Raw genomic sequence first — 19,533 nt, forward strand, 5'->3', positions numbered from 1 at the left:
TCTCATTCAATATGCGAAATTTGATTGATTGCTGCAATCAATTCTGGGCGAGACATATGCGCTGTATCAAGTGCAAGTAAAGCATCTAAACGGCGGTTGATATGATCGACTGTCACTTGGAAAGCTTTGAGCTTTTCTTCTTTCGGCAAATCTAAATGTGAAGGATCCGCTAAGCCCCAATGTGCCTTGATCGCTCCACCCAAATAAAGTGGACACGCTTCTTGCGCTGCTGAATCACAAACAGTAATCACCACGTCAGGTTGATATTGTTCACAGTCATCAATGGTTTTGCTCCATAAACCATCTGTTGAAAGACCAAGATTTTGCAAGGTTTCAATCGTTAATGGATGCACCTGTCCTGATGGCTTACTACCCGCACTGTATGCTTTCCATCCTTCAGGCGCACGGCTATTAAAAAGAACTTCTGACAGGATGCTACGGCAACTATTTCCAGTACACAAAAAAAGAAAGTTCATTATCTGTTACTCACAATAACTTTTTATTTGAATCGTTTGGGAATCTTTATTCGTTATGGTTTGACTGCTTACCAAAAGATTCAGAACGTCATGGCACCACGTTGGTAAATACGGATTAATGCTGTAATAAACCCATTGGCTTTGTCTTCTGTCCTGTAAGAGACCAGAAGAACGCAATAACGCTAAATGCCTAGAAATCTTTGGCTGACTCAGTTGCAGCTTTTCAGTCAAATCACAAACACATAATTCTTTATTCTCAGCGACTAAAGTCACGATATTGAGTCGAGTTTCATCTGATAAGCATTTAAAAAAAATAACTTGGTCCATTTCTTAATTCCTATTCACTTATTTGGATATACGGATAACCACATACAAAAAGTAAAATTTTTAATTCACTCGTTGACCATTTTCATCAATCACTTTTTCACCATCCTCTTTCGTAAAAGGCCCCTTTTGAGGTAGTGGTAGAATATCTAAGACAGCTTCTGAAGGACGGCTTAAGCGAGTGCCTAGTTCGGTAACAACAAATGGTCGATTAATCAAAATTGGATATTCAAGCATAAAATCAATTAATTGCTCATCACTCCAGTCAGTACGGTCAAGCTCTAAATCCTGATATGGTTGTACATTGTGGCGAATAGCCTGTCTTACTGTTAATTTTGCTTCCTGAATCAATTTAACTAATTCGTCATGACTAGGAGGTGTAATGAGATATTCAATAATGATTGGCTCAATCCCTGTATTGCGAATTAGAGCCAATGTATTTCTAGAAGTTCCACATGCTGGGTTATGATAAATTTTCACATTTGGTGCTGTTGACATAATAGTAGACGCATTAGATCTTTTATTGCACTTTATATACGAATTACCATATATATGCAATCTCATATATATAAATTTATCTTTCTTCTTAGACCGTACTTCACATATTTCTTCTATTTCTTTTAAAATCTACACTATCAAAATAGGCGATGATTTCTTTATGGGCTTGGCTAATATTATTTTTTGGAAAAATTTCTTGATCCTTTACTTGATGTAAAGTTTGTTTTTCCTTGAATGTAAACGTAAAGTCTTCAGGTATATTCTTGTATAAAGGGGGCAGTTTCTTAATTCCTCCTTCTGTCATTTTTTCAATAAAGCCAGCCAACCAAAGTATAAACTCTCCGTTATTTTTATAATTCGGAATTAAACTCAAATCAAAATACAACTCTCCTTCCTGAGCTTGTATAAGCCCTTTCTCCATATCAATAAAATTAACTAGAAGCTTAAGGTCTGTATCTTTTAGAGCCTTTCTCAATTCTCTAAAAATTAGATTAACTAGTTCTTGAGAATCATATGTAAACAGTTGTTTTTCCTCAAGTACATTATATAAATTGTCAGCTAAACGTAGATATTGTGGCATTTTTATTATCCTAAAGTATTTAAATTATCCAGATTAAAGTATGACTTTTCAAGTATTAATAAGTGTAAAGCTTTAAGTGATATATGTTTCTTCCACAGTATTAGTGTAAAAAATTAAAAATAAAAATCACATTCTTTATATTTTTTGTGATGAGTTAAATAAAATTTAAGCTTTAAATCAATAAAATATTACATATATTTTTTGAAAAATTTAAATTTAAAACCAAGTATAAAGGTCTACTTTCAAAAAGTAAAATAATATTTATCACGCATAGGGTGATTCAAACAAATCCATTAAAATCAATACATTAAGACCATATTAATATTCCTGCTACGATGATAAAAAAATTACCACTCATCTCAACTATTTGTTACTTTAAAATCATTATTTTGAATATTAATAATAAATTTTTCTGTGAAAGGAATAGATAAAATGGATCTTTTTGAAATTTTTATTGGAGATACTACTTGGAGCTTCGTTTTAGAAATCATAATCCGTTGTCTGGTTATGTTCTTTGTCATTATCAGTTTTTTAAGATTGTCTGGTAAACGTGGTATTCGACAGCTATCGATTTTTGAACTTGCGATTATTTTATGTTTAGGGTCTGCTGCGGGCGATCCAATGTTTACTGAAGATATTCCAATCATCCATGCGGTAACCGTATTTATTATTATTCTATCTCTCTACCGATTGACCACCTGGAGCATGGTAAAACAAAAAAAGATAGAGGACCTATTAGAAGGAAAAGCTCTTTGTGTAGTTAAGAATGGTCTCCTCGTCTATAAAGATTTTCTTAAACAAAGTTATTCTCATGATGAGTTTTTTTCAGAAATGCGACAACAAAATGTTGAACATTTAGGTCAAGTTAGGACAGCTATTCTCGAGACAGATGGTGCATTAAGCCTACTTTTTTATGAAGAGAAAGAGGTGAAATGGGGTCTCCCCTTATTTCCTGATAATTATTGCAAAGCCACCATACTTAAAATAAATACTTTTTACTCATGTATGAAATGTGGAGAGACTAAAATATTGAATGAAATCGACCAGGAATGTACTCGATGTAAACATCATAGTTGGGCTGAATCGTTAAAGACATGCCGGATCGGTTGATCACTCCATTGCACCCTCTATACTGCATCGTCAAAAAAAACAACTTGAGAAATTCTGGTCAAAAGATACATAACAAATGCAAAAATGATATGAATAGTGGTTATGCTAGACCCCCCTTATTTCAATGGCTCCATTTATGGAAATTATCGAGCTTGTCCTTCAAGATGAAGATATGAATTTGCATAAGCTCAAAAAAGTCAAAGACACAGTTTTTAACCCTATTGAATTAAAAACTGTTTCAAATTGGTTATGGATATACGCTGATACGAGTGAATTCTTCTATTTTTCAATTTGGGAAGAGCTAGATAGCGCTTATCTGAATAAATTTATCAAATATAAAAATAAGTTATATAAAGTAATTGAAATCAATTCTTTTAATAAAACCAGATATTCATGATTGAAGTTCAATAGTTCACTTATGCGTATTCTTTATACAAAAAAGGGAGACTGATGAAGGCGATAGTATATCTTCATCAGGAGTTTGAAAATAGAATTGGAGCATACCCTAGCTTTGCTCCAGACTAAAACTGGTCCCCTAGGCTGCCACAAATTTAGCAAAACTCATTTAGATAGGATTAGTTGATAGTCATGCTCTGGGTATAAGAAAGCTCTATTCAAAATTCTAATTATTACAACTAATTTATTTTTACTAGACTTATAGTATATTGATTTAAGTCATTGTATTTTAATTTTATTTCTATCATCTTCAATATAAGACATCGTAATATCAATTAAACAATTGATTAACTCCTCAAAAGTAAAACCTGTATTTTGAGATGTAAAGAAATTTATGGTAAGCGCAACACCTGAATTAATTAGGATATATACCATAAGTTTTAGATTTTTTATTCTTAAAACTTCAGGATGCTTTACTGCATATTCAATTGCCAAAGTATTGACCGCTTTAACTGCTTTTACATGACTAGCTTCGGTACTATATTTGCCTGCAACACTGAGCCAATAAAAATACTTGTTATCATCCTGAGCTAAAAAGACACCAATTTTTAAAAAAATTGATCTTATTGCATCTGGAATCTCCATTTCTTGTATGGTGGGGATTACTTCATAAATCACTTTAGCCAGCTCTGAAACAAAACGTTGTTGCATCTCAACAAACAAAGCTTCTTTATTTTTAAAATATTCATAAAAGCTTCCCGAGCCGACACCTGCAATTTCGGATACTTTCAAGACTGTTGTGTGATCCAATCCATATCTTTTTACCGCTAAAAATCCGGCCTCTATAATAGAATCGTATGTATTGATTGAACGTTTTTGCTTTGGTTTTCTTACTGTTACCAAGATAATCTCCCTACATTAATATCCGTATTTTTTCCGTATAATTTCATTGATAAATTATAAAAATCTAATTGGGACAATACCATGTAAATATGGAAATGAGAGGATTTTTATGAATAAAACTAGCCTAACCACACAGAAGATAGTTCGACGGAATGTTGAGCTACCCTTCAATAAGAATGAAAAATTTTCATTCTATTACGAAGACAATGCTGCGGTAGCATCATTATTTGTAGTTTTATCAGCTATGTTTCCTCCTGGTGAAATGTTTTTTATTGATAGTATCCGCAATGTTCGTGACAAAATAGATGATGAAAAGCTTCAAGAAGATATCCGTAATTTTATAGCTCAAGAAGCCTTCCATAGTCGTGAACACAAATCCCTTAATAAAAATATTGAAATAGAATATCCAGAAGTTCATCAAATTGAATCTAAAACAAAAGCCCGTTTAGATGAATTAAGAAAGTTGTCAAAAATTGACCAACTTGCCGCTACAGTTGTAATGGAACACTTTACCGCTACTCTAGCTCGTCTACTATTGACAGATCCATTAATAAAAAAGAAAACCACTCAAGAGAAGAGAAATTTATGGGAATGGCATGCATTGGAAGAATTAGAACACAAATCAGTTGCATTTGATGTTTTGAGTGCAATTGGTGGCAATACTGTTAGGAACCGGAGAAAAGCATTAATTCGAGTGGTTCGAATGATTGCACCTATAACATTTGAATCTTGGTTTTATATCTTAAAACGTAAAGATATTCATTTTTCTCTAAGAGACTTAAAAGAAGCATTATATCTTGGATTTGGTGGTATAGATCGGTTAGGTATTTTCACCAAAACTTTTATAGAGATGCTTGATGTAAGAGAGAAAAACTTCAATCCTTTACACATGCAAACCGGATTGCTTGAATTGGAGTATAGAGAAAAGTTATTTGGTGAAAATGGTATATTAAATCAAACTCTTAGAAGTTAAAAATACTGTTTAGCTCTTTCTAAAAATGCTCCATCTTTTTTTTTAAAGTCATTAAATATGTCAAAAGTAAAATAGCGGCAAACATAAGAAATTGTCGCTTTTTTACTTAAATAAATGTAACGCAGTAACACTCAAATTCAAGTTTGATAGTGATATCACTGAGCGTCCGCACTGATAGTGTACTTCTTCAAAACAGCTCAAGCTCTACTATATGATGGTGAACTAAATCTTTCCTTAGGATTCTCTACTACCTTTGCCCCCTATAGCTAATCGATTAGTTGCAGTTATAAACTTAGGTGTATATTGAAAGTTGTGCAGCATGGGAAATTACCCATAATTTTTTAAAATCGGAATTATCATGATTACATTACACCACTTAAACCAATCACGTTCTTTTCGAATTTTGTGGTTACTTGAAGAAATTAAAGAACCTTATCAGTTGCAATGCTATTACCGAGACTTAAATACTCATTTGGCTCCTGAATCACTAAAAAATATCCATCCTTTAGGAAAATCCCCCGTTATTGAATGGCAAGGCAAAGTCATTGCAGAGTCGGGAGCTATAGTAGAGTTATTAATTCAAAAACTAGCCCCGCACCTGGCACCAGATATAAATGACACTTCCTATGCAGATTATCTACAGTGGATTCATTTCGCAGAAAGTTCTGCCATGGTCCCATTTCTACTAAAAATGTTTAATGCGATAGAAATGAAACATGGAACCAAATTAGCATTTCTAGAAGCCTATGCTCAAGTTGAATTTGATAAAATATTTGGTTTTTTAAATGATTACTTAAAGGATAAGGACTTTCTGGTAGGCGATCGTTTAACTGGAGCTGACTTTATGATGGGATTCGGACTTCATGGTTTAATCTATAATATGGCTCAAGGTGAAAATTATCCACATATTCAAAGCTATGTTGAGCGTTTAAGTCTTCTTCCTAGTTGGAAAACAGCAGAAAAGATTGAAAAAGATAGCTTAATCTTAAAAGGTAAAAATTAAGCATAATTAGAAAAATTTACAAAGAGATTAAGCAATAGTAAAAGCCTTAATCAGAGGGCTTTTACACATATCCCTACATGAATATTATTGTTGATCGTATGCGCCGTACATCTAGGCAAAAGTATTAATACCGCAAAGCTCAATGCTAGAGAAGCTAATAAGCGCCCGCAATCCCGCAATGATGTATTACTTTTTTAAGAAGAGATTCCGCTCATCAGCACGTCGGCGAACAAGACCCATCATTACCTCCCCACCGCCCTTATTCCAGCATGGAAACTGTTCGGCAGCACCGATATAATCTCCCTTGTTTAGTTTTTCCAACAAGTAGAATCCTTAAAGGTTTTCTCACCAATGTTGTAAGTTAGCCCTGACATTTGGCTCATCCAGTTCCTATGCACGTAAATACACATTGAATGGCCTGTTCCTGATTGATGATACCCAAATTGCTAATTTAAAATTTAAAATCCATATATTTAATCATTGCAAAAATTAAAAAAACCCACTTTATGGGGGCTTTTTTATTTCTTATTAAAAGTTCACTCTGTCTAACCGAACAGGCACTTCAAACTTTAATTGCATATGATTGGGATGGGAATGTCCGAGAACTTAAAAATACTTTATTGTATGCAATCACGATGGCAAATGGACAATCCTGTATTGATATCACTGATTTGCCAGATGAAATTCGCGCCCCTCAATACTATACAACTTCTCAATCATTAATTTTAAAGCCATTATCCCGAACAGGTAAACTGGATAGGACCACAATACAAACGACCTTGATTAAACATCATGGTGATTTAGCTTTAACAGCAAACGCATTAGGAATTAGCCGTACAACATTGTGGCGTTATCGAAAGCAATTTAACTTATAAGATTTACTTCATCTTTTAACCAATTCCGAAAAACCTGAAGTTTCGGCATATTGCGGCATTCTTCCCGGTACACCATGTAATAAGCCAATGTGGAAGAGCATTTCATTTCTGGATATAAACGAAGTAAACGCCCCGTTTTTAAATCATCTGCTGCCATGACACTTCTGGCCAATGCTACTCCATGTCCATCTATAGCTGTCTGTAATACCGCAGCAGAATTATTGATTTTTAAACCTCTTTGGGTTGGTTCATTGCTAATCTGGTTATACTGCAACCATGTATCCCAAGTGGTAAAGCCTGAATGGGCATCCATAGTTAAATCATGGATTAAAGGTAAGTTTAATAAACTCTTAGGGTCTTGTAACTGTTTCTGATACTTCTGATAAAACGCTGATGAACAGACTGGAAAAACTTCCTCATTCATTAACTTCTCTGCAATCAATCCTGACCAGTTGCCTTGTCCATATCGCACCGCAATATCAATACCATGACGACCAAAATCGACAGGCTTTAAATTGGTATCCAGTCGAATATCTATCTCAGGATAAGCTTGTTGAAAAGTATCAATTCTTGGTAACAGCCATTTCGCCGCAAAGGCAGGACTGATGGCAACAGTTAACACCCCTGTTGAGGTTTGAGCCTGTAGTTTTTCCAATCCAAGTATCAGCCTGTCGAATCCTGCACGAATATCAGGTAATGCCAGTAATGCCGCTTCAGTTGCCACTAACCGAGCTTTCCCTCCTGTACTTCGCTGAAATAAGCTCAAGCCGAGGTAATCTTCCAGACTTTTAACCAATTGCCCTACAGCCGCAGGGGTAACATTGAGTTCATCAGCAGCGGCCGAAAAACTTTGATGTCGGGCACTTGCTTCAAAAGCTCTTAATGCGTTGAGATATACAGGAGTTTTCATTCTAAAGATTTTCTATCAATTACCACAAGATTATCTCATTTGTTTATAACGGACCAGAATCATAAAATCAATCCATGCAAAGGACATAAAGAACAGATGTGTCAAGACAAAATTCAAAACTGATAGAGGATGGCATAGTCATGAATAGATTTTCTTTGAAAGTAGCAATTGTAACAGGTGGTGGTTCAGGTATTGGTAAAGAGGTTGCCACTCGCTTGGTGAAAGAGGGTGCAAATGTTGTCATTACTGGACGTAATGAAGATAAGTTAAAAAAGGCTGCTCAGGATATTAATGCCACAGGTGAGCATATCCGTTATTTTGCTGCGGACATTGCCTCCCCAGCAACTTCACAACAACTTGTTGATTTCACCACTGCAGAATTTGGTGGAGTTGATATCCTGATTAACAATGCTGGCATTTTTGCGCCTAAACCATTTTTGGAAGTCACCGAATCTGAATATGACGGGTTTCTGGACATCATCTTAAAAGGCAAGTTTTTCATGGCTCAGGCTGCCGCAAAAGCCATGCAGTTACGTGGTGGCGGTGCAATCGTTCAAACAGGTTCTTTATGGGCATTACAGGCCGTTAAGGCAACCCCATCGTCAGCATATTCTGCTGCGAATGCTGGTGTGCATGCATTAACTCATAACTTAGCAATTGAACTTGCAGAGGCGAATATCCGTATTAATACCGTTGCTCCTGCTGTCGTTGAAACACCTGTGTACAACACCTTTATGACAGATGATCAAGTGAAAGAAGCGCTTCCATCTTTTAACTCGTTCCATCCATTAGGTCGTAACGGTCAACCTGCCGATGTTGCAGAAGCTATTTTATTCCTTGCCTCAACTAACGCAGCATGGATTACAGGAACAATTTTACCTGTTGATGGTGGAGTCATGGCAGGACATTAAGATGTCTTTCTAACAAGGCTAAAACAAGTGCTACCACCATGAACTTATTGAGAGGTAACACAATTGTTTAACTTAATAAAGCAAATAGAGATTTTAATATGCAAGACTGGAATAACTACCGTGATTCTCTGCTTAAGCATGTGGCTGATTATGCAAAATTAGCACCAGACACCATGCGTGGCCTCTCCTCAATGGAAGCTGGTACAAGCAAAATTGGCAAACTAGATGCTAAAACCCATGAGTTGATTGCTCTGGCAGTTGCTGTGACAACACGCTGTGATGGATGTATTGCCGTTCATTCTAAAAAAGCGATTGAACTAGGTGTGAGCCGTGAGGAAATTGCAGAAGCTCTATCTGTAGCAATTGCATTAAATGCTGGTGCAGCCCTCACTTATTCAGCCCGTGTTTTAGAAGCGGTAGATAGCGTAAGTCAGCAATAACTGTTTTAAATTCTTCCTCCTATTGATCTGCCTTAGATCAATAGGATATTTGCCTTTTTGAATGGATGAGATAGAGCATGTTGATTAACGCTGATTTTTCCCGAATGGCTGTGGTTAAACCCAACGATTATCAATGGGTCAAGTCCTCTCGTGGTGAAGTGGAACGAGTTATGCTAGATCGGGTTGGAAAAGAAACTGCCCGTGCCACCAGTCTGGTTCGTTATTTACCACACACTATTTTTCCAGAACATCAGCATCCATTGGGTGAAGAAATTTTGGTGCTTTCAGGAACTTTCACTGAAAATGGTGATCAGCATTATCCAGCAGGCTGGTATTTACGCAATCCAGATGGTTCAAAACATACCCCATCCAGTGAAGATGGCACAATGATTTTTGTCAAACTCATGCAAATGTCCAAGACTAATACTGAGACTGTGCGTATCAATACTCATGATCCTGAAAATTGGCAAACAATTGATCAACGTCTGATTTGTCCCTTAAACCTCTCGCCTGATGAAAATACCTATCTCGAAAAACTTACCCCCTATCAAAGCTTTGATGAACACAGTTTAAATGGGATAGAGCTTTTGATTTTACAAGGTGAATTGATTGCAAATGGGGAGTGTTATCCCACAGGTTCATGGATTCGTTTACCCACCCAAAGTAGCCATAGTTTTTATGCAAGTGAAATAAGTGCAATGCTATATGTAAAAACAGGCCATCTTCTATCTGCACAAAACTTTGTGGAGCAACAAACATGATCCAGGCCAATATTGCCATTATTGGTGCAGGTTTAAGTGGTTTATATGCTGCCTATTTACTGGAACAAGCCAAAATCACAGACTATATTGTGCTTGAAGCAAGAGATCGTTTAGGTGGCCGTGTCTATTCAGAGCAAGGATTTGATTTAGGCGCAACATGGATCTGGCCCGAACTCAATCCTGATCTGATGCAACTGGTACATCAACTGGGATTGCCATTTTCCGAACAGTTTGAAAAGGGAAAGTTGGTCTTTGAAAAGCAAAGAGGCATCCCCCCTGTACAGTTATCAAGTCCTTGGGCATCGACACCCTCGATTCGCCTTGAGGGGGGAATGAGCAGCCTGATTCATGGCTTAGCCCAACAAATTCCTGCACAAAAAATTATGACTCAACATCAGGTCACTCATATTACTCAACAGCAACAAGCACCTATTCATTTAATTAGTCAGAATCAAGTAGGTGATGAAACAGTTATTAAAGCAGATTATGTCCTTATTGCACTGGCACCACGCTTGACTGTTCAACACATTTTATTCTCTCCAGCCTTGCCCATTGCACTACTGAACCAGTGGAAACACACAGCAACATGGATGGCCCCTCATGCCAAGTATGTTGCGGTTTATCCTGAAGCTTTTTGGAGAAAACAAGGCTTGTCTGGTCAAGCCAGTAGCCATGTTGGCCCTATGGGTGAAATTCACGATGCGTCTACGTCCAGTGGTCATGCTGCGTTATTTGGTTTTCTCGGTATTCCTGCAGACGTTCGCCAAAAAGTCAGTGAAGCAGACTTGATGGCACATTGTCGAGCACAACTGGTTCGTCTGTTTGGTTCAGAAGCTGCAACACCCGAATATGAATATATCAAAGACTGGTCAGCAGACAATTTTACAGCCACTGAAGAAGACTGGAAAAACCCTGCTGTCTCTCATGGAGTAGCACCTGAAAATACCCCGAATGACCAGATTTGGCATAACCGTATCATTGGAATTGCCAGTGAATGGTCACAGCATTATTCAGGTTATTTGGCAGGGGCAATTGGTGCTGCCCAAGAGGGTGTTCAGCGTATCCAACAACTCTTATAAAATTCAATAGGCACATTTATGCAAAAGACTTATAAAGCAGTACAGGTGAGTCAATTTGGTAAACTGGAAATGGTTGAACGAATTATTCCCACACCACAGGCAGGTGAAGTTCTGATTGCGGTGGAAGCCTGCGGCATCTGTGGTGCAGATGCAACCACAGTCGAAAGTAGCAATCCTGATTTTCAATATCCCCGTGTGCCAGGTCATGAAGCGGTCGGGCGGATTGTTGCGATTGCTAATTCCTCATCCTATTGGAAAATTGGTCAGCGTGTCGGGATCAGTCGCTTAGGTGGACACTGCAATCACTGCCCTGAATGTCGTCAGGGCTTATTTAATCTTTGCAATGATCAACCTGTTATGGGGAGTAACCATGACGGTGGCTATGCAGAAATGATGCTTGCCAAAGAAACAGGATTAGTGGCTATTCCTGATGAACTAAGTTCAGTTGAAGCTGCACCTTTGTTATGCGCTGGGATTGCCACTTTTAATGCCTTAAAAAATTCAGGGGCACAAGCTGGTTACTTGGTTGCAATTCTCGGAATCGGGGGGTTAGGCCATCTGGCAATTCAATATGCCAAACGCATGGGTTTTAAAGTGGTCGCTATTGGACGTGGACAGGATATTACAGATCAGGTCAAAACATTAGGCGCACATATTTATATTGATACCGAGCAGGAAAATGCCGTTGAAAGGCTGCAACGGCTTGGTAAAGCTCAAGTCATTTTAACCACGATTACCAATGGCGAAGTGTCATCAACATTATTTGCAGGTCTTGCTCCTCGTGGCAAGTTAGTGGTGGTTGGTGTGGGCAAAGAACCTTTAGTCATTCCATCACCATTATTAGTGGGTGCTGAACGAAGTGTTCAGGGTTCAATTACGGGTACACCTTACGAAATTGAAAAGACACTGGACTTCAGCGTCTTGACTGATGTACGAGCCATGATTGAAACGTTCCCCCTGGAACAGGCACAGCAAGCTTATCTACGAATGAAGTCAGGTCAGGCACAGTTTCGGGTTGTATTGACTGTAAGCCAGAACACTCATTAGTCACTTAATTCACCAAAATTTAGGTTTTCATTCTTATGTTGCAAAATACCATGCACCGTCAGATCTTAATTCTGGCGAGTTCACAATCTTTATTCCAAACAGTTTCAGTGATGGTCATGACTATTGGTGGTTTGGCAGGCGCAAATATTGCCAATACACCAACCCTTGCCACACTACCAATAGCCTCAATGTTCCTAGGTACAGCCGTGATGATGTTCCCTGCGTCCATGTGGATGGCAAAGGTAGGCAGACGTAATGGTTTTTTATGTGGTGCTTTATTAGGAATTTTAGGTGGCATCTTTGCAGCGATTGGCATTCTCTATAGTTCGCTATATTTATTGGCACTAGGCACATTTTGTGTCGGTGCTTATCAATCCTTTGCCCAGTTTTATCGTTTTGCCGCCAGTGAAGTGGCAGATGATGCCTTTCGTTCTCGTGCTATTTCCTTTGTTATGGCAGGTGGTGTAGTTGCTGCATTGATTGGGCCAGTTTTGGCTCGGTTTGGTGGGCCATTATTCAATCGTCTGGAATATATCGGCTCGTTCCTGATTATTACTATTGTTTCCCTAATTGCAATGGTAATTCTATCTAGACTGCATATTCCTGATCAGATAGAAGCCAAAACTAGTTTTAGTGCTGGACGACCTTGGCATCAAATTGTATTCCAGCCAACATATTTAGTCGCTTTGCTTGGCGCAATCACAGGTTATGGCATCATGATCTTAGGTATGACAGCAACTCCAATTGCCATGCGCCATTCACACCATGAATTAGGTGCTATCACCACAGTAATTCAACTGCATGTACTGGGTATGTTCCTACCATCGTTCTTTACAGGCAACTTGATTGCCCGTTTTGGTGTGCTAAAAATCATGTTTGCAGGTGTTTTGTTATTTGCCTGTTATATTGTATTTGCCTTGTCTGGCTTACAGTTTCATTCATTTGCCGTTTCCCTAATTTTATTAGGTGTAGGATGGAATTTCCTATTTATTGGCAGTACCTCATTACTGACAGGCACTTATACCCATGAAGAAAAAGCTAAAGCACAAGCCATTAATGATATGACTGTTTTTGTAGTGGGGTTAATCTGTTCATTTAGTGCTGGGGCATTACTGGATATGATCGGATGGAAGGCAATGAACATCGCGCTTATTCCTTTGTTAATCATCACAGTTTTGTCTTTAGGGTGGTTACACGCAAAAAATAAAAGAGTGTAAAGCTCTCTTTTGACATACTTAAATATAAAGATTGAATTTAAGTAACTTAGGTTTTTTAGTTTTAAACTTGCACTGATTGCTATAAGCCATTTATTTTAATTACGTCATCCGAAAAGAAGTATCAACAATATGCTTTAATTTAGTTTTTACATAAACTTAATGATATTTGATAACAGTTCGTTGGAGGTGGCGGCAGTTGAATACGATTGATAAAATATTGTTTTTGTTTTATTAAAAAACTTAAATTTACCCAATCTTGACCCATTACTTTAAGGTTAACAATGCTCCATTGATCTTCATCATTGCCGGATTCTGTGACAATTGCATTCAATAGACAAAACTGACAATTGAACAAAAGTCGCTATTCACTGCTGAATCAAAACTATCAATATTCCGGCTAGTATGTGATTCGTAAAGTGGTTTAAAAATATTGATATTACGTATTAAAAAATGTCCCAATATTTTTTTATGATTGAGGCATTTTTTTTGCATTACACTTAAAGAATAATGTTGTTATATTCTAGTTAGATTTAGGAATTAGGTTATGTGATAGACGTAAAATGTAGCATTCGGATATCTGCTTGAAATAGATGACATCGGTTCATTCTTGTAATCTTGAGAATGGTAAGAAACTAAGGTTGATGAAAAGCTTACTTGCGTCACCACCATAGTATGATCAAATCTTCCATCACTTTCCCAATCAGCAAGAATAATATCTCCAGTTCTGATTTTATTATTTAGATATTCAGGTCCTGTACCTAAGAAACTCTTACCTAATTTTTCCACCCCTAATTCATAACCATTTACAAAACGGTTTTTTAACCCATTGGCGGTAGACCACGTTTGGGCATAATTAGTAGAGGATTTATAGAACCAACTAGATGCTTGTGTTGAATTAACAGTAACTGTATCTTTCCAGCCACCTGTTCTTAATGCTTGACTTGCAAAGTTTGTACAATCATTCGAAAAGTTGACATAGTTTGGATTTCTTGACAAAGCCCATTGCAAAGCATAGTTAGTAGCTGCTGTATAATTCCAAGGTGATTGTCGTGGGGCATCTGCATTAACGGATACTGCTGTCATGCACAAAGCAAGTGCAATAATTGTTTTTTTAAACATTTATATTTCCTCTTTAATAGTTTTTTAAAAGATTTCTTTATTTAGGCCAGTCGCTCCCCTTAATTCCCTCTCCTCCATTAATGTAAGATCTGTTGAATTCAGAAAATTTATTTTTAATTCTTTCAATACTTTGGCTATAAGCTGTTCCAGCACATTTATCACCAAACTCAGTGCCAGCCATTGGATTTGATAAAATATTAAGAAACTCATTAATACGATTAGCAATATCTTCGTTGATTTCTTTACGCCCTGTTTCAGGATTAATTGTCATAATATTTTCAATATCAAAATCACTTGGATTTAGAAGAATAGGTATCTGATCGACAGGTAAATTAGGATTTAGTTTAATCATATTCTGTCTATTGTAATTTTCACATTTATCTAAAACAGCGGGTAAATCATCATCATTTAGAAAGTTATATAGATCTTTTTCGGTTTTTGGTGTGACGTATGGAGTTCCATCTTTTTCACCTTTTGCTAAGTATTCATCTGGGGAAAGAGCTGTTTCAGCTGGATTTCCTTCACCAAATTTATAGTTCAACTCTTTACCATTAAAATTTAACGTCTTATCTTTCCAATGAGTATTAGGATTAAACTTAACCGGAGTTAGTTTGTTATTTGATTTAATTTCAGAACTAACATTATTAACTTTATCAACTTTTTCCTCTTTTAAGTGCTCTGTATTGTTAGGCACTTCAACATCGGGAGACATCCAATAGATCAAAGCAGCAAAAACAAGAACAAATAACATAAAAAATAAAATTTTAATTTTTTTACTCATATTTTCATAAACTTATACTTACCTTTTGTTATAAAATAGACAACCTATTCCACATTTTCAACTATTTTTTCTGATCTCATTATTATTGTTTTCATTTTCACATAATATCTGGAATATTATTTTTAAGATTCAGGTAATTAAATAACCATATTATATAAAAAATAAATGTAACATTTCCTGACTTCCCGACTTTAATTCAAACCAAACTCTTATGTATTTAGTGAAATTTTGGCTCATTTCAGCATAGAGAACATCTTAATAAAATTAAGCGTGACAATCCCAACACAATTTCTATTCTTTGCATCAAGCGAAATACTTCCCGCCTATAGAACTACCAAATGTTGTACTTCAAACATTCTCGTTGAAAACTATGCTTATCATAGAAATAGATTATTATCTTCATAAGATAATCAGCGGGTAAAGTTGGGTACCACCATTTTCCCATCTCTAAATATGATCTCTTTTAGCGCCAAAGCAATTTGCATAGTGGGTTTGAGCATCTGCTGGATAGGTTTTGATGCGTCTAAGGAATTCGGGCATTTCGCTTTCTGATAATGAAGCTAAGTTCTTCACTTTTTTATTCTTGAGCGCATAGACCAAATCACTTGCTGGATTATCGTATCTATAGCCATGAGCTATGGCATATTTCATGTCCATACCACAACGTGACAAAGTGCGCTTAGCCACCTCTAATGAACCTCTAGCTTCGATCTTTTTGATTATCTGCAATATCTCTGGTGCCTGGATTTGATTAATACGTTTATTGGCCAAAGCAATATAAAGCTCATCTAAAGATGCTCGCACATTACTGATATGTTTGGATGACCAAGTTTCTCTTTGATTCTCAAACCAATCTTTAGCCACTTCTTTAAAGGATGTCTTAATGTCCTCGTGCAACACCGACTTGGAATATTTGTATTTCAGTTCAAGTGCAAGCTCCCTTGCTTGCTTTAAACTTATATCAGGATATGGACCAAGTGACTCTGACTTCCGCTCGCCAAGAACAGTAAAGCGTATGTTCCAGTATTTTTGCCCTGATGGCGTTACGAGAAGTGATAGACCGTTCTCATCCGAAAGACGATATCGTTTTTCTTTTGGCTGTGCTTTTCTGTATTCTGTATCGGTAAGCTTCATCTGTATTTACCCTTTATCGAGACTCAAATTATTGGGTAAATTTTCCCAATAATTACCCATAGAAGGCAAAAATAAGGTCAAATCAAGTCGGATAATATCGGACTAACAGGCAAATAAAAAAGCCTTTAAGTATTGAACTTAAAGGCTTTTTTATATCGGATTAAACAGCCCCGAATAATATTTTGGTGGAGATGGCGGGAGTTGAACCCGCGTCCGCCAGCATTACGCTCGAGAATACTACATGCTTAGATATCGTCTATTGTTTTAACGCTAAGCGACCCGACGAACAGGGTACTCAGCGCGATCCTCTAGATTTGGTATAGTGTCCCGAGGCTCAACACTATACGGACTTGTGTGCGTGCGCTTCAGTCGGGTTCACTGACCACAAGTATTCAGTGAAGCGGACAAGCTGCCCTTAGGCAGCTAGAGCGTATGATTCGTCGTTTGCGACTATTAAAATGCAAATTTTATTTACGAGAGAAAATGCGCTCTCGGCATGCATCTATGAGTTTCATCACCAGCGTCGAAGCCAGAAACATCCCCAAAGTACAGCGCAATCATAACATAGATCGTTAGAATTTAAATCTTAATTTCTAACCAATCAGCAAAATATACGCTTATTGCTGTATATGGTGACTGCACTTTATTTTTCAAGTACGAAATCGAAAAGCCGTCATTAAGGACAGCTTTTGTTGAATTTGAACTATAACGCACCATTGCCTAATACAATGCCTTCACGGCGTGGATCAACACCACCCGCATATTTGCTTTGATTATCAATCTTCACTTTCATTATTGTCGCAATACCGCTGGTTTGAGCAGTATTGGAAATACCATGTCCTTTTGCTTTCAAAGCATCAATCAGTTCAAGTAAGGATAACTGGCTATTTGAACTGTCAATATTGGTATTTGGACTATTGGTCGCACCAAAATTCATCAAAGACGTGGCTTGTTGGGCATTCAGATTCCAGTCCAATGCACCCACCAGCGTTTTTACCACATATTGAATAATGGTGCCGCCACCCGGTGAACCGGTTGCCATATAAAAATCACCCGGTGCTGAGCCTTTAAAGACCAAGGTGGGTGCCATGGTACTACGTGGACGTTTACCTCCCTCTACCCGATTCGCCAGTAATGCACCCGTCTGATCGACTGGATTGGCACTAAAGTCCGTTAACTGGTTGGATAACAGGAAACCATCCACCATATGGAATGAACCCATACTCGATTCAACAGTTGAGGTCATCGACACCACATTGCCATAGGCATCGACAATGGTGAATTGAGTGGTGCCATGTTCAACGGTCTTATCTATCCCTGCATTTGAGTTGAATTGACCGGCTGGCGCCACGCCCATGCTTTGATCTGGATTGATCAATCCGGCACGCTGTTTCAGGTAATTTTTATCAATCAAACTGGCGATACCCTTCGCTGGTAAAGCTACAAAATCAGTGTCTGCCACATATTTGTCGCGGTCTGCATAGGCCAGTCGCTCAGCTTCTGTGACCAGATGCACGCCCATGACATCCGGAATTCCGCCTTCATTCTCTGGGTTCTTAGGCGGATATTTACTCATCTCAAAATTTTCTAAAATGCCTAGCGTTTGTGCAACTGCAATCCCACCTGATGATGGCGGTGGCATGGTACACACATAGTAACGATCGCGGTAAGTGGTGCAGATTGGCGTGCGTTTTTTGACTTTATAATCCGCTAAATCCTGTAAGGTCATCAAACTTGGAGTGATGGGTGTCCGAGCTGCATCATCCCCAACCATTTGTCCCGCTTTAGCCACAATATTTTTCGCCATCGGCCCACTGTACATTGCCTTTGCCCCTTGACTTGCAAGTGCTTCCAGGGTTTTGGCATAGGCTTTGTTGGTCATGGTCTCACCCACTTTTCGAGGGCTACCATCTGGATAGAAATAGGTTGCGACTGCATTGGCATCCAGTGCCAGATAGTCTGCATTGCTGGCAATTGCATCTGCCAGACGCCCAGGAATACGGAAACCATGATCGGCAAGATCAATGGCCTGATCAAAAAGCTGATTCCATTTCAGTTTGCCATGCTCTTGTTGTGCCTGTTCCAGCAAGCGCATGACCCCTGGGACACCAATCGAACGACCACTGCGACGGGCACTCGGTACAGGTGCAGGTGATGCCGGATCATGCAGATCCTGTCGAACCAGGTAATATTCATTGGCAGCAGCAGGTGCGGTTTCCCGTCCGTCATAGGCGGTGATCGTTTTGCTTTCAGCATCGTAGTACATCATGAAACCACTCCCCGCAATGGTACTGGATTGCGGTTCTACCAAACCCAATACCGCCTGTACTGCAACCGCCGCATCCACCGCACTGCCGCCCGCTTTCAAGACGTCACAGCCCGCCTTTACGGCCAATGGCGTGTTCGCCACCACCATATATTTATCGGCATATTTCACCGTATTGTTTAACCGATAGCCTGAGGCGCCTTCAGGCGCTGCGGGATCACCACTCTGATCCGAACCGACCACCACACTTGAGCCATCTTCTGCCCGTTTGCTACAGCTACTTGGGTCCTGATCAACGATCAGGTTGGGGGTTGAAGGATGGCCTGTATTTGGATCTGTGCCTGATTGATCTGATGAGGAATCATTCCCACATCCTTGTAATAAACCAACAGCCAATACGCTGCTCAACCAAAATGAATATCGATGATTCACGTGATAACTCCACTATATGTGTATGCCAATCCATGCAATTTTCATGCGGGCAACTTTGTTCTCAGGGATAAAACTTTTAATCTTTGCTCAAAATAAAATTTTAATAATATTGAATGATTTGGGGCTGACGTTCCTCTGCCAGCAATGCTCCTCCCTGTTTTGATTATGTCTTTTCATCATTTGCAGCTGAATTCTGGCATGCCTTGCCTGAATAAAAACAGGCAAAATCTATCAATTCTGGCTTAAGACACTATTTTTATACATAAAAAAGCATCTCCTGAGAGATGCCTGTTTGGTT

20 protein-coding genes, 1 other RNA gene and 3 pseudogenes are annotated in these 19,533 nt (G+C 38.2%); 12 read left to right on the forward strand and 12 right to left on the reverse strand.

What is annotated here, in order from left to right; all coding sequences use genetic code 11:
* Positions 1-2 precede the first annotated feature (2 nt).
* The 4 genes from ACNQO6_RS02770 to ACNQO6_RS02785 form a co-directional block, all read right to left on the reverse strand.
* A complete protein-coding gene (locus tag ACNQO6_RS02770) occupies positions 3-476 on the reverse strand; it encodes an arsenate reductase ArsC (protein WP_279695125.1) in 474 nt (157 codons plus the stop codon).
* A gap of 6 nt (positions 477-482) precedes the next feature.
* Positions 483-803 (reverse strand): metalloregulator ArsR/SmtB family transcription factor, encoded by a 321-nt coding sequence (locus ACNQO6_RS02775; protein WP_279695126.1) that lies wholly within the window; start codon positions 801-803, stop codon positions 483-485.
* 60 nt (positions 804-863) lie between these two features.
* Positions 864-1,298, reverse strand: a complete 435-nt coding sequence (gene arsC, locus ACNQO6_RS02780) for an arsenate reductase (glutaredoxin) (protein WP_309346905.1) — start codon at positions 1,296-1,298, stop codon at positions 864-866.
* A gap of 100 nt (positions 1,299-1,398) precedes the next feature.
* Positions 1,399-1,878, reverse strand: a complete 480-nt coding sequence (locus tag ACNQO6_RS02785) for a hypothetical protein (protein ID WP_440208027.1) — start codon at positions 1,876-1,878, stop codon at positions 1,399-1,401.
* 432 nt (positions 1,879-2,310) lie between these two features.
* Between ACNQO6_RS02785 and ACNQO6_RS02790 the strand changes: the two genes are divergently transcribed.
* A complete protein-coding gene (locus tag ACNQO6_RS02790; RefSeq protein WP_126687422.1) occupies positions 2,311-2,988 on the forward strand; it encodes a DUF421 domain-containing protein in 678 nt (225 codons plus the stop codon).
* Between the two features lie 136 nt (positions 2,989-3,124).
* On the forward strand, positions 3,125-3,385 hold the full coding sequence (locus ACNQO6_RS02795; protein WP_126687421.1) for a hypothetical protein: 261 nt from the start codon (positions 3,125-3,127) through the stop codon (positions 3,383-3,385).
* 278 nt (positions 3,386-3,663) lie between these two features.
* On the opposite strand, the gene ACNQO6_RS02800 is transcribed toward ACNQO6_RS02795, so the two are convergent.
* Complete coding sequence (locus ACNQO6_RS02800; protein WP_440208028.1) at positions 3,664-4,287, reverse strand: TetR/AcrR family transcriptional regulator; 624 nt, start codon at positions 4,285-4,287, stop codon at positions 3,664-3,666.
* Between the two features lie 109 nt (positions 4,288-4,396).
* On the opposite strand from ACNQO6_RS02800, the gene ACNQO6_RS02805 reads away from it, so the two are divergent.
* Both ACNQO6_RS02805 and ACNQO6_RS02810 read left to right on the forward strand, forming a co-directional pair.
* On the forward strand, positions 4,397-5,260 hold the full coding sequence (locus tag ACNQO6_RS02805) for a metal-dependent hydrolase (protein ID WP_440208029.1): 864 nt from the start codon (positions 4,397-4,399) through the stop codon (positions 5,258-5,260).
* A 358-nt stretch (positions 5,261-5,618) separates the two neighbouring features.
* On the forward strand, positions 5,619-6,263 hold the full coding sequence (locus tag ACNQO6_RS02810; protein WP_440208030.1) for a glutathione S-transferase family protein: 645 nt from the start codon (positions 5,619-5,621) through the stop codon (positions 6,261-6,263).
* Positions 6,264-6,449: 186 nt separating this feature from the next.
* Here the strand turns inward: ACNQO6_RS02810 and ACNQO6_RS02815 are convergent, their stop codons facing one another.
* Positions 6,450-6,587 carry a glycoside hydrolase family protein gene (locus ACNQO6_RS02815; protein WP_440208031.1) on the reverse strand — a complete coding sequence of 46 codons (138 nt, stop codon included), beginning with the start codon at positions 6,585-6,587 and terminating at the stop codon, positions 6,450-6,452.
* 37 nt (positions 6,588-6,624) lie between these two features.
* Between ACNQO6_RS02815 and ACNQO6_RS02820 the strand changes: the two are divergent.
* Positions 6,625-6,714: pseudogene (locus ACNQO6_RS02820) on the forward strand (ERF family protein); the annotation flags it as partial.
* A gap of 94 nt (positions 6,715-6,808) precedes the next feature.
* Positions 6,809-7,138 (forward strand): annotated as a pseudogene (locus ACNQO6_RS02825) (helix-turn-helix domain-containing protein); the annotation flags it as partial.
* On the opposite strand, the gene gcvA reads toward ACNQO6_RS02825, so the two are convergent.
* The gene (gene gcvA / locus ACNQO6_RS02830; RefSeq protein WP_309350306.1) at positions 7,128-8,048 is read right to left on the reverse strand and encodes a transcriptional regulator GcvA; all 921 of its coding nucleotides are present in this window, start codon (positions 8,046-8,048) and stop codon (positions 7,128-7,130) included. The pseudogene ACNQO6_RS02825 and the gene gcvA overlap by 11 nt on opposite strands.
* A 140-nt stretch (positions 8,049-8,188) precedes the next feature.
* On the opposite strand from gcvA, the gene ACNQO6_RS02835 reads away from it, so the two are divergent.
* The 6 genes from ACNQO6_RS02835 to ACNQO6_RS02860 all read left to right on the forward strand — a co-directional run bounded on the left by ACNQO6_RS02835 (position 8,189) and on the right by ACNQO6_RS02860 (position 13,503).
* Positions 8,189-8,959, forward strand: coding sequence for an SDR family NAD(P)-dependent oxidoreductase (locus ACNQO6_RS02835; RefSeq protein WP_126687415.1), 771 nt, complete (start codon positions 8,189-8,191; stop codon positions 8,957-8,959).
* 98 nt (positions 8,960-9,057) lie between these two features.
* Complete coding sequence (locus ACNQO6_RS02840; protein ID WP_046739503.1) at positions 9,058-9,399, forward strand: carboxymuconolactone decarboxylase family protein; 342 nt, start codon at positions 9,058-9,060, stop codon at positions 9,397-9,399.
* A gap of 77 nt (positions 9,400-9,476) precedes the next feature.
* On the forward strand, positions 9,477-10,160 hold the full coding sequence (locus tag ACNQO6_RS02845) for a cupin domain-containing protein (RefSeq protein WP_309350301.1): 684 nt from the start codon (positions 9,477-9,479) through the stop codon (positions 10,158-10,160).
* Positions 10,157-11,239, forward strand: coding sequence for a flavin monoamine oxidase family protein (locus ACNQO6_RS02850; RefSeq protein WP_309350298.1), 1,083 nt, complete (start codon positions 10,157-10,159; stop codon positions 11,237-11,239). Before ACNQO6_RS02845 ends, ACNQO6_RS02850 begins: the two co-directional genes overlap by 4 nt.
* Positions 11,240-11,257: 18 nt before the next feature.
* The gene (locus ACNQO6_RS02855; protein WP_309350295.1) at positions 11,258-12,286 is read left to right on the forward strand and encodes an alcohol dehydrogenase; all 1,029 of its coding nucleotides are present in this window, start codon (positions 11,258-11,260) and stop codon (positions 12,284-12,286) included.
* Positions 12,287-12,321: 35 nt separating this feature from the next.
* Positions 12,322-13,503, forward strand: coding sequence for an MFS transporter (locus ACNQO6_RS02860; RefSeq protein WP_126687410.1), 1,182 nt, complete (start codon positions 12,322-12,324; stop codon positions 13,501-13,503).
* Positions 13,504-14,040: 537 nt separating this feature from the next.
* Here the strand turns inward: ACNQO6_RS02860 and ACNQO6_RS02865 are convergent.
* From ACNQO6_RS02865 to ggt, 5 genes and pseudogenes are all read right to left on the reverse strand, one after another.
* Positions 14,041-14,622 carry an amidase domain-containing protein gene (locus ACNQO6_RS02865; RefSeq protein WP_440208032.1) on the reverse strand — a complete coding sequence of 194 codons (582 nt, stop codon included), beginning with the start codon at positions 14,620-14,622 and terminating at the stop codon, positions 14,041-14,043.
* Between the two features lie 37 nt (positions 14,623-14,659).
* Positions 14,660-15,403, reverse strand: coding sequence for a hypothetical protein (locus ACNQO6_RS02870; RefSeq protein ID WP_440208033.1), 744 nt, complete (start codon positions 15,401-15,403; stop codon positions 14,660-14,662).
* A 480-nt stretch (positions 15,404-15,883) separates the two neighbouring features.
* Positions 15,884-16,537: pseudogene (locus ACNQO6_RS02875) on the reverse strand (tyrosine-type recombinase/integrase); the annotation flags it as partial.
* Positions 16,538-16,720: 183 nt separating this feature from the next.
* Positions 16,721-17,080, reverse strand: a transfer-messenger RNA (tmRNA) gene (gene ssrA / locus ACNQO6_RS02880).
* A 160-nt stretch (positions 17,081-17,240) separates the two neighbouring features.
* Positions 17,241-19,235, reverse strand: coding sequence for a gamma-glutamyltransferase (gene ggt / locus ACNQO6_RS02885; protein ID WP_440208034.1), 1,995 nt, complete (start codon positions 19,233-19,235; stop codon positions 17,241-17,243).
* Positions 19,236-19,533: the final 298 nt, after the last annotated feature.

The sequence above is a fragment of the Acinetobacter calcoaceticus genome (assembly GCF_051947995.1).
GTDB lineage: Bacteria > Pseudomonadota > Gammaproteobacteria > Pseudomonadales > Moraxellaceae > Acinetobacter.